Annotated in this window: 10 protein-coding genes; 7 read left to right on the top strand and 3 right to left on the bottom strand. The window is 37.0% G+C overall.

All coding sequences use genetic code 11. The features are described 5' to 3' along the window. The first annotated feature begins 5 nt into the window (after positions 1–5). Both ACH3PA_RS17210 and ACH3PA_RS17205 read left to right on the top strand, forming a co-directional pair. Positions 6–2549 carry a circularly permuted type 2 ATP-grasp protein gene (locus ACH3PA_RS17210; RefSeq protein ID WP_416442313.1) on the top strand — a complete coding sequence of 848 codons (2544 nt, stop codon included), beginning with the start codon at positions 6–8 and terminating at the stop codon, positions 2547–2549. Further along, on the top strand, positions 2550–3443 hold the full coding sequence (locus tag ACH3PA_RS17205) for a transglutaminase family protein (RefSeq protein ID WP_416442312.1): 894 nt from the start codon (positions 2550–2552) through the stop codon (positions 3441–3443). 772 nt (positions 3444–4215) lie between these two features. Here ACH3PA_RS17205 and ACH3PA_RS17200 read toward each other — a convergent pair. Together ACH3PA_RS17200 and ACH3PA_RS17195 are read right to left on the bottom strand one after the other, a co-directional pair. Continuing rightward, positions 4216–4473 (bottom strand): hypothetical protein, encoded by a 258-nt coding sequence (locus ACH3PA_RS17200; protein WP_416442311.1) that lies wholly within the window; start codon positions 4471–4473, stop codon positions 4216–4218. 181 nt (positions 4474–4654) lie between these two features. Next, on the bottom strand, positions 4655–5461 hold the full coding sequence (locus ACH3PA_RS17195; protein WP_416442310.1) for a class I SAM-dependent methyltransferase: 807 nt from the start codon (positions 5459–5461) through the stop codon (positions 4655–4657). Positions 5462–6183: 722 nt separating this feature from the next. Between ACH3PA_RS17195 and mazG the strand changes: the two genes are divergently transcribed. From mazG to ACH3PA_RS17170, 5 genes are all read left to right on the top strand, one after another. Further along, the gene (gene mazG, locus ACH3PA_RS17190) at positions 6184–6957 is read left to right on the top strand and encodes a nucleoside triphosphate pyrophosphohydrolase (RefSeq protein WP_416442309.1); all 774 of its coding nucleotides are present in this window, start codon (positions 6184–6186) and stop codon (positions 6955–6957) included. 22 nt (positions 6958–6979) lie between these two features. After that, positions 6980–9148, top strand: a complete 2169-nt coding sequence (locus ACH3PA_RS17185) for a DPP IV N-terminal domain-containing protein (RefSeq protein ID WP_416442308.1) — start codon at positions 6980–6982, stop codon at positions 9146–9148. Between the two features lie 40 nt (positions 9149–9188). Next, positions 9189–10490: an aryl-sulfate sulfotransferase gene (locus tag ACH3PA_RS17180; protein WP_416442307.1), complete on the top strand. Its 1302-nt coding sequence runs from the start codon at positions 9189–9191 to the stop codon at positions 10488–10490. 78 nt (positions 10491–10568) lie between these two features. After that, on the top strand, positions 10569–11054 hold the full coding sequence (locus tag ACH3PA_RS17175; protein WP_416442306.1) for a GyrI-like domain-containing protein: 486 nt from the start codon (positions 10569–10571) through the stop codon (positions 11052–11054). 36 nt (positions 11055–11090) lie between these two features. Next, positions 11091–11549 carry a VOC family protein gene (locus tag ACH3PA_RS17170; protein WP_416442305.1) on the top strand — a complete coding sequence of 153 codons (459 nt, stop codon included), beginning with the start codon at positions 11091–11093 and terminating at the stop codon, positions 11547–11549. A gap of 17 nt (positions 11550–11566) precedes the next feature. On the opposite strand, the gene ACH3PA_RS17165 is transcribed toward ACH3PA_RS17170, so the two are convergent. Further along, entirely contained in the window at positions 11567–12469 is a 903-nt protein-coding gene (locus tag ACH3PA_RS17165; RefSeq protein ID WP_416442304.1) for a site-specific tyrosine recombinase, read from the bottom strand. Between the last annotated feature and the right edge of the window lie 51 nt (positions 12470–12520).

Below are 12520 nucleotides of genomic sequence, written 5' to 3'. Positions count from 1 at the left end.
ACGGTATGTCTGCCATTACTGATAAATTATTCAATAATTACTTTTCAGATTTTAGTAATTATGACGAGGTTTTCAGCTCTCAAATGAAGGTTAATCCTAACTGGGAGATGTTACTGGAAAATCTAGCTGAAATAGGCAGTGATGATCTCACGGCACGCCAGGCAGACATCGACTGGTTATTGTCTGAAAATGGCGTTACCTATAACGTTTATAACGATCCTAAAGGTTTAAATCGTCCATGGAATCTCAATATCGTGCCTTTTTTGATCCATCAGAAAGAATGGGTTGATATAGAAAAGGGACTTCAGCAACGCGCAGAAATACTCAATCTCGTTTTAAAGGATATTTACGGCAAACGTGAACTCATAAAAAACGGAATAATACCTTATGAAATCGTTTTTGCTCACAGAGGTTTTTTGAGACCCTGTGATCAAATTCAGTATAAAACCGCTAAAAATCTACTCATACATTCAGCTGATATGGCGCGTGGTCCCGACGGTAGAATGTGGGTTGTAAATGATCGTACAGAAGCACCGTCGGGAATGGGCTATGCACTTGAAAATCGCTTTACCACCAGTAGAGTGCTGCCAGATATTTTCAAAAAAATAAATGTAAGACAACCATCAGATTTCTTTAATGATTTTAATGATCTTCTGGTAAGTTCTGCACAAGAAAATAAAGACAATCCCGGTATAGTTATTTTGACTCCGGGGCCTCATAACGAGACCTATTTTGAGCATGCTTATATGTCGACTTTTTTGGGTTATCCTCTTGTAAAAGGTAACGATCTGCTCGTGCGCAATGGTAAGGTCTGGTTAAAATCACTCAAAGGTCTTAAGCAGGTAGATGTTATCTTAAGAAGGGTAGACGATATATTTACAGATCCGCTTGAGCTGCGCGAAGATTCTTATCTGGGTGTTGCAGGTCTTCTGGAAGTTATACGCAAAGGCAATGTAAGTGTGGTCAACCCAATAGGCAGCGGGATTCTTGAAAATCCTGGTCTCATTCCTTTCATGAAAAATATTTCAAAGTATTTTTTAAACGAAGATCTAATATTGCCTCAGGTTGCATCGTGGTGGTGCGGGCAGGAGAAAGAGCGCAATTATGTACTCAATAATCTGCCATTATTTGTAGTAAAACGTATTGATCGTACAAATAGAGAAAGTCTTTATTTCTGTGAATTTCTATCGCAAAAAGAACTCGATACGCTTAAACGCGAAATTAAAGCCAGACCTTATAAATTTGTCGCTCAGGAAAAGATATATTTCTCTACAACCCCAGATTTTACAGCTGGTAAACTAGAGCCCAGAAAAGTAGTTTGCCGCAGTTTCGCCGTAGCGAAAAATGACGGTTATAGCGTTATGCCTGGCGGACTTGTACGAGTTGCGCCTGAGCGCGAAAACTTACGTGTATCTAACCAAAGAGGAGGCACAAGTAAAGATTTCTGGATTATAAGTGATAAAGAGCAGACCAATATTCAGAATTATTCCTGGAACAGGACTTCTTCATTACCGGTTTCTGGTATCGACGATTTGCCAAGTAATACAGCGGAAAATTTATTTTGGTCAGGACGCTATCTGGGTCGTACGCTTGTCACGGCTCGTTTTCTACGCATGGTTCTCAACCAGATGGCAAATGTGCAATACAACGAGCGAAAATCAAAATCTGAAAGCTTAGAGATACTTTTTCAGAGTATTACACATATAACGTCCACATTTCCGGGTTTTGTAGGCAAAAATCGGGAAAAAGTGATGGAAAATCCGCTTGCCGAGATCAGGTCTGTTATTCTCGATGAAAACAGAGCCGGGAGTCTTGCGCATACGATTGGTATGTTTAATAATGCGTACTATTCTATACGCAATCTATGGTCAAAAGACATGTGGCGCGTTTTTGATAGTATTCAAAAATTATGGAAGGTTTTCAAAGAAGAGAAGAGCTTTACGATACCGCGATTAACAAAACTACTTGATCGTATTATTACGAGATTGATTGCTTTCATGGGGCTTATTGAAGAAAGCATAATGGTGCAACAAGGTTTGCTATTGTATTTTATTGGTTTGCAACTAGAGCAGTCTATGATGAATATAGAAAGATGCAGAGCGCTTATAGTGATTAATCACAGGCAGCAGGTAGAATATGAAATATTAGAATCTTTGCTTAACAGTCATGAGAGCTTAAATATTTACCGTTATAGTTACAGATCTTATCTAAGCATGGAAAATGTGATAGAGCTCATTATTCTTGATAAAGAATATGCACGATCGCTTACATATCGTCTAAAAAGGCTGCAAAAAGATATTGATCGTTTACCTGGCGTTCACAACACAGATTGTAAAATTTGTATAGATGAAGCCTGTAAAAAAATAGGTGAACTCACAAGGGAAAAAGCTATTGCTCTTGATCAAGATGAAGCTACGAGATTTGAGCTGGAGCGATCTCTTTCTGCTATAAGTGATCTTCTGCATAATGTATCTTTAGCGATCACAAGTACTTATTTTAATCATTCCTATCAACCTAAACAACTAGTTTACCAAAACTTTTCATCTTAAATGCTTTATTCCTTATCGCATACGACGCGTTATAAGTACGATGGTTTTGTAACCTACTGTCACAATATCGCGACATTAAAACCCAGAGATATTCCGGGACAAAGGTTGTTAGATTATACATTAGAAATCACGCCACAGCCCTCTGAAATTTCGGAGAAAATAGATTTTTTTGGTAATACTATTACACGATTCTCGATTCAGCAACAGCATAGTGAATTAAAAGTTATAGCTAAAAGTAAAATATTAAGAGAGAATCTATCGCTTTCAGAAAAGGGTAATTTAGCTAATCAAAAAAAGATTACACTTATTGAAGCTTTGGCAGCATTAAAGGAAATCTCACCAGATATTTTTGAAGCACGCCAGTTTACTTTAGAATCTGCACTGGTGTCTAAAATTTCACCGGAAATTAAAGCTTACGCCGAAGAATCTTTTCGCCCAGAGCGGTCAATTTATGAAGCATCGTATGAGCTGATGCAGCGTATTTTTATTGATTTTGACTTCGTTTCTGGTTTTACAAATGTTGCAACGCCCATTCATGAAGTAATGAAAGAACGCAAAGGTGTTTGCCAGGATTTTGCACAAATAGCAATTGCCTGCGTTCGTGCTGTGGGAATTCCCGCAAGATATGTAAGCGGATATATAGAAACGCTCCCCCCTGAAGGACAGGAAAAAATGATAGGCGCAGATGCTTCACATGCCTGGTTTTCTGTATTTGTGCCCAAATATGGCTGGGTAGATTTTGATCCTACAAATAATGTGATACCCCATGAACAGCATATTACAGTTGGCTGGGGAAGAGACTATTATGATGTACCCCCGTTAAAAGGTGTAATCTATAGCTCTGGTAAGAACAGGATGAAAGTTTCTGTAGATCTCAGGAGAATTACAGATTAGAGCGGAATTTTCCATTTTGAGGGATGTTAAATTTGGGTAGAATCTCGAACACATAAAAATGTCTGATTCGGGTTAAGGAAATGTTATTTTTCCAAAATGTACTAAGTCAAATAGTATCAACTTTCAGTTTATTAATTTGATCAAATTTTCATGATTTTGGTAAAGAAATTTTAAAATTACTGCTCCTTTTTATTCGATTAGATTGTATTGTAGACCAAAATGATTTTATCCAGCATAGCGATTGTAGAAAGTATCCGCTTGCTCGTATAAATTTGTACATTTCTGGATTTTCTAATTCAATTTGTAATTCCTCGACAAAAATCAAAACCAGAGATAAGATAACAATCAGTATCCAATATTTGTTTTTACTAAATTTTGAGAATGTATTTTCATTGCTCTGTGGAACGTTATTGCAATTGTTACTGTATGCATCCTTTACCTTAGATTTACAATTAAGATAAAAAACCAGCAATAGAAGTTACCAAGATTTTCAAAAGGACATGGTAGAAGCTGTGGCTTATAATTAGAGTGGTAGCAAATTTTTATTTTCTATACACTTGAGAAATTGATTTTAGTTTTCTATTATTTCTTTAAGCTTGTTTAATGCTTTAGGCCATGTCTCTACAAAATAGTCGATATAATCCTCTACCGTCTCCATTTCAACTCTTACAGTTGTAATCTCATTGCTTTCCTGAAACGAATAGTTTTCCAGACCACCTGTCCAATTATCAACTTGTTCACCAGATGTTATTTCACTTTCACCATCAAGAATTCAGTTGTGTTTTATTGAAACGAATTCAAATGGTATATTTTCCGCAATTTCAGAAACCATTCCACCACGTTTACCGTTTTCATCTGTCCCGATGAAATAAATTGTTTCTCCTTTGTTCCAACTACCTTCATATGTAGAAGTGGGATTGAATTCGGCAGTCCATTGCTCATAAGTGGTTATGTCATTTAATCCCAACATAGTTTCATACACTAATTTTGAAGAGGCCTTTATCTGCTCAATAAATTCTATTTTTTTCATGATTTGAGAAATTGTTAGTTTTTTTTAAATGATCGCTAGCGGGTAGATTGTATATTAGTGGTAGATTGAGTGGCCTTTCCTGTCAAACTTCTATACAATCTGGGCGGACTACGAAGTTTATATTCATCAATCATCTATCATTCCTTATCCAAAATGTTAGCAAAAGTTTTATAATATATAATTATTTTATTCCCACTATTCTTATTGATAGGATTGTATTAAATCTATTTTTTTTAATTGAAAATGGGAAATAATTAAATAAACGTTCAACTAAGATAATTAAAAAGGCGGGTGTTCTTATGAATATCCCTCTGCCTCCCCAATATCCTTGCACTTTCATAAATCCAACTTTTTTAAACAAACTCCTTAATTCGGAAAATGTATATTCCTTTAAGTGGAACCCAGTTGCTACTCTGTCAAAATATTTTGAAATGTCATGTGGACCATTAATTCGATTTGGAGTTACGCATATATACTTCCCATCATCGGTAAGAATGTTAAAAATGTTGACTAGTTGGTTTTTCGCATCTTCAGGATGTAAATGCTCCATTAATTGATTACTATAAACTAAGTTAACGCTTTTTTTAGGTACCAGAATATTTACTCCATCAGATAGAATGAGATGAAAGTTATCAGGTAGTTCTTTAACCTTTGATATTTCTTCAGAAACATCAACCGCATAAACTTTATTAATAATTTTCGTTAATGCTAAAGAAAGTGAACAATCACCTGATCCGATCTCACAAAATGTCATGTTCTTTCGAAGGAAATGCTTTAAGAACACTAGCTGGGAAGAAACAGAAGTATCGGTTAGTTCACTACTTTTTTTTTCGGTCAATTGGGGATGAAGAGGGACGCGTCTATATAGTTCATTATAAAGGGATGAATATAAAAATTCTCGCTCTTCTTTTGAAGAATGCATTAGTCTACTAGCGAGTTCCTTCTCAATTTCGTAATGTTCCCTGATTTGTTCAATTGTACGTTTCAATTTTTTTTAAATTTTTGCTAAAGTTTTAGGCTATGTGTTCGTAGCTTGGTTTTGTAAACTAAGATAGCAAAAAGAAACCGGCGGAAGTAAATCTACAGGATTTTCCAAAAGTTTAGAGCAGAGGCATAGGTCAAACCCTCTAAAGTGGTTTATCAGTCTTTAAAGCGTAGCCTGCACCATCTGAATAAGGAGGGAGTAGCGCTGTTGGAGGCGAGCTTGCTGGAGCTGGTCGAGCATTAATACTTATTCTTACGGTCGTTATTCCTTTATTTTTCTAATTATTTTAGAAAATCGGTGTTAGCATATTTATATTGCATTGATATAATTTTAATAAGTGCAGGGGCTTCCCATTGATCGAGAATTGTTTTCTGATTCCAAACTAAAGGAAGTTCAGCTGCAAAACTTTGCTATTAACGAATATTAATTTACCACTTCACCGTAAAGTCAAATATCCATTGTGATTATTCATAGTAAATGATTTTTTTTAGTAAAAATAAGTGTTGAAATAGCCTATTTAATTTAGTAATCATTCGATTGCTAATTAAAAGGCAGCTAATTGGTTCTCAATTTTTATATCTATTTGAGTAAGTCATTAAAGTTGTTTCTGATGATTTTTTTAGCAAATGATCTTTTTATAGAGCGTAATGAATTTGTATAATTTCTTTTGATTTTACCCGATTTTAATACTAAAAAACAGGTTTTTATACACTAAATTCGTGAGCATGAATAGCAGACCTGAACAGCTAAAAGCGCTAGATCGCTTACTTACGATTATGGGCGAACTGCGAGAGCAGTGCCCCTGGGACAAAAAGCAAACTCTACAATCCCTGCGACATCTTACAATAGAAGAAACTTACGAGTTAGGTGACGCCATTCTTGATAATGACCTTGAAGAGGTTAAAAAAGAATTGGGTGACCTTCTTTTACATATTGTATTCTATGCAAAAATAGGCAGCGAAACAAATGATTTTGATATAGCCGATGTCGCTAATGGCATCTGTGAGAAATTGATAAGCAGGCATCCTCATATTTACAGTGATGTAGAGGTAAAAGATGAAGAAGATGTTAAGCGCCACTGGGAAAACCTAAAACTGAAAGAAGGTAAAAAATCTGTTTTAGAAGGAGTGCCGCGCTCTTTGCCGGCACTTGTAAAAGCAAGCCGTATACAGGATAAGGTAGCTGGGGTGGGTTTTGACTGGGAAGAGCCACAACAGGTTTTTGAGAAAGTAAAAGAAGAACTTGACGAACTACAACACGAAGTACGAGTTAATGACCAGGAGAAAATAGAAGCCGAATTTGGCGATGTGCTTTTCTCAATGATCAATTACGCCCGTTTTCTCAAAGTAGATCCCGAAAGTGCTCTTGAGCGCACCAATAAAAAATTCATTAAGCGCTTTCAATACCTGGAAGAGAAAGCTAAAGCAAACAGCAAAGAATTAAAAGATATGACCCTTGCAGAGATGGATGTTTTCTGGGAAGAGGCTAAGAAGTTGTGATATTAAAATATAGAATTAAAACATGATAAAACCCCTAATAACAGTAGCAATTATCGCCTTTTTCGGCTTAAAATCGGTTGCACAGCAAGAAAATCAGCCAGCAGTTACTACAGCAGATTATGAGCGAGCAGTTCAGTTTTTGAGACCTGCCACAAACAAGCTGGTTTACCATGATAATGTAAGACCTGCCTGGCTTGAAGATGGTAAATTCTGGTATCAGGTAGATACAGAGAATGGCCAGCAATATGTGCTTGTTGATCCTAAGTCTGCTTCACGAGAAACCTTCCCTGATAGAGCTGCTCTCTTTGCGAAACTAAATTTACAGGATGATAATACGATAAGAAGATTTGCACCAGAGGTGATTTCGCCAGACGGCACACAGTCGGCATTTATAAAAGATTACAATTTGTGGGTGCGAGATGTAAAAAGCGGTGAAGAAACTCAGTTGACCTCAGATGGGATAAAAGACTTTGGTTACGCGACAGACAATGCCGGATGGAAACATAGCGATCGCCCCATTCTGCTCTGGTCTCCAGATTCTAAAAAAATAGCGACTTTTCAGCAGGATCAGCGGCATGTAAGCGATATGTATTTAGTGCAAACAACAGTGGGCGCGCCAAAGTTGCAAACTTGGAAATATCCTATTCCTGATGATGAAGATATCATTCGTATACACCGGGTGATCATTGATGTGCCTAATAAAGAGGTAGTGCGATTACAAATGCCGGCAGATCCTCGCAGAGGTACTTTGTGTGATGATATTGCCTGCTCAGGTTCTTTTGATGATAATGAATGGAATGAGGACGCAACCAAACTTGCATTTGTGTCTACTTCGCGTGATCATAAGGTCGAAAAAATGCGCATTGCAGATGCTGAAACCGGAGCTGTAAAAGAAATTTTTGAAGAGAAAATTGATACCCAATATGAGTCTGGTCAGGGTACAGTAAACTGGCATTATCTACCAGATTCTAATGAGATAATCTGGTATTCTGAAAGAGACAACTGGGGGCATTTATATTTATATGATGCAACTACCGGGAAATTAAAAAATCAGATCACTACGGGAGATTTTGTCGTTACCAGTCTTGAAAAAGTAGATCAAAAAAACAGAGTACTTTACTTTAATGCTAACGGAAGAGAAAAGGACGAAGATCCTTATTTTAGTCATTTTTACCGTGTTGATTTTAATGGGAAACGCCTTAAATTATTAACTCCAGAAAGTGGAAATCATGCTGTTTCTCTTTCGCCGAAAGGCAATTATTTTGTAGATAATTATTCACAGCCTGATGTTGCTCCCGTTTCTGTTTTGCGCAATGACAGCGGTAAACTTCTTTTAAAATTAGAGCAGGCAGATATCTCACAACTAGAAGCAACCGGCTGGAAACCGCCGCAGCCCATAAAAGTAAAATCTCGCGATGGCCGCTGGGATTTATATGGCTTAATGTTTACTCCTACAAATCTGGATACAAGTAAAAAATATCCTGTTGTAAATTATATTTATCCCGGTCCTCAAGGTGGCGGGGTAGGAAGCAGGTCATTTTCTGCCGCGCGTCGCGATCATCAGGCTTTGGCAGAACTAGGTTTTGTGGTTATTGTTATAGACGGTACATGTAATCCCGGGCGCTCAAAATCTTTTCATGATGTTTGCTACGGCAATATGGCAGACAATACACTTGATGATCAAATCTCAGGAATAAAACAGTTGGCAGAAAAATACAAGTACTTCGACTTGAATCGCGTGGGTATTTGGGGTCATTCTGGCGGCGGTTATGCAACGGCTGCGGCGATGTTTCGCTACCCGGAATTTTATAAAGTAGGCATTTCAGAATCTGGTAATCACGATAATCGTAATTATGAGGACGACTGGGGTGAGCGTTATATAGGATTGTTGACTAAAGATTCTTCAGGTAAATCAAATTATGAAGACCAGGCCAATCAAAATTTTGCTGCAAATCTTAAGGGCAAGTTACTCCTGGCACATGGCGCTGTAGATGATAATGTGCCGCCATACAATACCTATCTTGTAGTTGATGCCTTAATAAAAGCCAACAAAGATTTTGACCTGATAATATTTCCTCATGCAAGACACGGTTATGGGAGTGACAGTGATTATATGATGCGACGTCGTTGGGATTATTTTGTTGAAAATTTGAAAGGTGCCACGCATCCTAAAGAATTTGAAATAAAGTAGTTACTTAGAGTTATTTTATAAGATTAATCCCAATTTATTCATGAAGAAAGATTTTTTACTCATTATAAGTTTTCTTGTACTATTTAGTTGCAGTAACAATGATGATACTAATGTAGAAGGTGAAATACCAGACGGCAGCAACCCAGTATCTGAGGAAGAAACCGCAGAAGAAGTAGAAGTATACAATGCAGAGCTTGTGCACGATAATCTCACGCTTATAATGGAAAATGGCGGCACTACAGCTTCACTTATTACAAAAAAAGGAAATCCTCTTCATGAATGGGAATTTGACCTTAGTCTGGGCAATGATCTGGAATTGCTTGATAATGGTCAACTCTTGGGTATGTTTAAAATTCCTGATCCTGCTTTTACTTTAGGTGGTTATGGCGGAGTGATTAGATTTATAAACCCAGACAATTCTATAGCATGGGAGTACACCTATTCAACTGAAAATGAAATATGCCATCACGATGTTGAACTCTTACCAAACGGAAATCTTCTATTTATGGTTTGGGAAAAAATCACTGTAGAAGAGGCAAATTCAAAAGGTATTGTAACTACGGTTCCTATCTATCCTGAAAAGTTAATTGAGATCAATAGAGACAGTAGGCAAATAGTATGGCAGTGGCGCAGTTGGGAACATTTAGTACAAGAAGCAGATGAAAATCTTTCTACCTATGGTGTAGTTGCAGATAATCCTAATAAGATCAACTTTAATTACAATCTGCCTGATGACGGAGATGTAACTCATGCTAACGGTATTGATTACGATTCTGTAAAAGACGTGATCTTTGTAAGTGTAAATGCATTAAGTGAAGTTTGGGTTGTAGATCACAGTACTTCAACTTTAGAAGCGATGCAAAGTACAGGCGGGTCCTATGGTAAAGGCGGCGATCTTATTTATCGTTTTGGTAATCCTGAAGTATATAATAATGCTCAGGGCGCAAGACGATTCTTTAACAATCACTATCCTAACTTTTTACAAAATGATGAAGTAGGAGCAGGTAACATGCTAATTTATAATAACGGTACAAACGTAGAACAGTCAACCGCTTATGAACTTGCAATGCCTGCAGATTATAAACTAGTGGCTAATGCAGATAATGAGCCGGAGGTGGTGTGGAGCTTTACAGATCCTGATATGTTTTATGGAAAGCTTTCTGGCGTTACTCGCTTAAGCAATGGTAACACGATGATCTGTGAAGGTGATTATGGTTATTGGGAAGTAACGATTGCTGGAGAAGTAGTCTGGAAATATAACGGTAAACAGTCTACCTACTGGCGCGGTTACAGTTATGATCTTGATGATGAAGCCGTAATTAATCTGGGATTATCTTTTTAAGATTTAAAAATCGGTCTTTTTTCTCCTGAAATCGGTTAAAATAGAGCTAAAAACGGATCGGAATATTTATTTTTAGGTATGAAACCTGAGATAGTTACGATTCCTGAGCGCAAATTAGTTGGCATGTGTATAACAACATCTATATCGTTTGATGAAACGGCAGCTTTATGGCAGAACTTTATGGCAAGGCATAAAGAGATTAAAGATATTGCACAGCCAGGTTTTTACTCCATGCAGATCTATCCCGAAGATTTTAAAGTTGAAGAATTTACAGAGGAAACTAAATTTGAAAGATGGGCGGTAGTAGAAGTAAAGCATTTTAATGACTTACCTGCGGGGATGTCTAAGCGCATTCTTGCTGGTGGTACGTATGCTGTATTCACCCATGTGGGACCGGTGAAAACTTTCGTTAACACGTCAAACTATATCTATGGTACCTGGTTACCCAATTCTAAATATGAACTTGATGCCCGGGCTCATTTTGAACGATTGGGAGAAAAATATTACGGCCCAGATCATCCCGAATCTGAAGAGGAAATATGGGTGCCTATTAAGACAAGCTAAATTTTCACATAGAATCAAACAATCTTAAACCGTATTATGAAAATCTATTCTTTAATCTTCATGCTTTTTTGCGGATGTTTATTATCAGCGCAATCGTTTAACCTGCAATTTGATCACACAGCTCTTTCGGTTTCAGATCTTGATAAAAGTGTAGACTTCTACCAGCGCATTTTGCAGTTACACCCTATACCTACGCCGGCAGACAATCCTACATTACGCTGGTTTGATCTGGGTAATCACCATCAATTACACTTGATAAAATCAGACAAAAGTGAAATAGAAGCTACGCCTAAAGCACTCCATTTTTCACTCAATTTGAGCGATATTGATGCCTTTATAGCATATTTAAAAGATAATAATGTTGATTATATTAATTGGCTAGGAGATAGCAAAGAAACAAGTTTGCGACCAGATGGCGTGCGACAGATCTATGTGCAGGATCCTGATGGTTACTGGATCGAGATAAATGATGCTTCTTATACAGCTAGTAACTAGAAAGGCATATTAAAGAATTACATATCCTTTCTGGGATGAAATTTTTCCATAATATCTGCAAGTTGTGAGCGATCAGCATGCATATAGATTTCTGTTGTGGTTATACTTTCATGACCTAACATCTGCTGTATAGCTCTAAGATCTGCGCCATTTTTTAACAAATGGGAAGCAAACGAATGTCTAAAAGTATGTGGACTGATACTTTTCTTAACTCCTGCTTCTTTCGCTAGATTTTTTATAATGGTAAAAACCATCGCTCTGGTAAGTCGTGCTCCTCTCCGGTTCAAAAAAAGCGTATCAAGAAATTCAGGTTTTGCTTCTTGATGAACCCGTACCTGATCTTTGTAAATATTAATATACCTCTGTGTCAAAGGGGCAATAGGCACAAACCGCTGTTTGTCTCCCTTACCAGTTACAAGAATATACCCTTCTTTAAAATAAAGGTCAGATAATTTGAGATCAAGTAGTTCAGAAACGCGTAGGCCACACCCATATAAAGTCTCAAGCATTGCGCGATTGCGCTCCCCTTGTGGCGAACTAAGATCTATTGTGTTTATAATTTTATCGATCTCATTTAATGAAAGCGTATCGGGCAGTTTTCTACCTATTTTAGGTGATTCTATAAGATCTGTAGGATTATCTGTTCTGTAATCTTCAAAAACGAGATAATCAAAAAAACCTTTTAAGCCAGAAATAATTCTGGCCTGCGATCTTGCATTAACTTTTTTTGCCGTGTCATAAATAAACTGCTGGACGGTCTCATGAGAAATAGTGAGAGGATTTGATGTAGAATTTACACTCTTTAACCAGCCTATTAATTTATTGATATCCAGAGCATAATTCACGATAGAATTGCTCGCTAGACCTTTTTCCAGTTTTAAATAATGCTTATAATCTGTAAGTGCTTGTGCCCAATTCACGCTATAAAAGTAAGTAAGATTAAGAGATTTTTAATAATCATTTAGGTTTTT

This window comes from Leeuwenhoekiella sp. A2, assembly GCF_047946655.1.
Lineage (GTDB): Bacteria > Bacteroidota > Bacteroidia > Flavobacteriales > Flavobacteriaceae > Leeuwenhoekiella.
Note: the sequence above shows the minus strand (reverse complement) of the source record. Positions and strands in the feature narration are given on the sequence as shown.